General features: G+C 52.4%; 4 tRNA genes. All 4 read right to left on the bottom strand.

Features of this window, described 5'->3' with window-relative positions:
- Positions 1 to 40 precede the first annotated feature (40 nt).
- The 4 genes from QYB95_RS19150 to QYB95_RS19135 all read right to left on the bottom strand — a co-directional run bounded on the left by QYB95_RS19150 (position 41) and on the right by QYB95_RS19135 (position 369).
- A tRNA-Lys gene (locus tag QYB95_RS19150) sits at positions 41 to 115 on the bottom strand.
- Between the two features lie 7 nt (positions 116 to 122).
- Positions 123 to 206: transfer RNA gene (locus QYB95_RS19145), tRNA-Tyr, on the bottom strand.
- 9 nt (positions 207 to 215) lie between these two features.
- Positions 216 to 288: transfer RNA gene (locus QYB95_RS19140), tRNA-Thr, on the bottom strand.
- Positions 289 to 293: 5 nt separating this feature from the next.
- Positions 294 to 369 (bottom strand) — tRNA-Val (locus QYB95_RS19135).
- Positions 370 to 441: the final 72 nt, after the last annotated feature.

Raw genomic sequence — 441 nt, 5'->3', positions numbered from 1 at the left:
AGCACAAAAACTAATAATGGCACAAAATATTTATAAAAACTGGTGAGCCATGAAGGACTTGAACCTTCGACCCTCTGATTAAAAGTCAGATGCTCTACCACTGAGCTAATGGCTCTTGCTAATGGTGGAGGGGGACGGATTCGAACCGCCGAACCCGAAGGAGCGGATTTACAGTCCGCCGCGTTTAGCCACTTCGCTACCCCTCCAAAAAAGGATGCCGGCGAAAGGAGTCGAACCCTCGACCTACTGATTACAAGTCAGTTGCTCTACCAACTGAGCTACACCGGCATATATGGTGGAGGATGACGGGCTCGAACCGCCGACCCCCTGCTTGTAAGGCAGGTGCTCTCCCAGCTGAGCTAATCCTCCTGGGCAATAAGCCTAGCGACGTCCTACTCTCACAGGGGGAAGCCCCCAACTACCATCGGCGCTAAAGAGCTT

It is taken from the genome of Ureibacillus aquaedulcis, from assembly GCF_030418165.1.
In the GTDB taxonomy this organism is placed as follows: domain Bacteria; phylum Bacillota; class Bacilli; order Bacillales_A; family Planococcaceae; genus Ureibacillus; species Ureibacillus aquaedulcis.
Note: the sequence above shows the minus strand (reverse complement) of the source record. Positions and strands in the feature narration are given on the sequence as shown.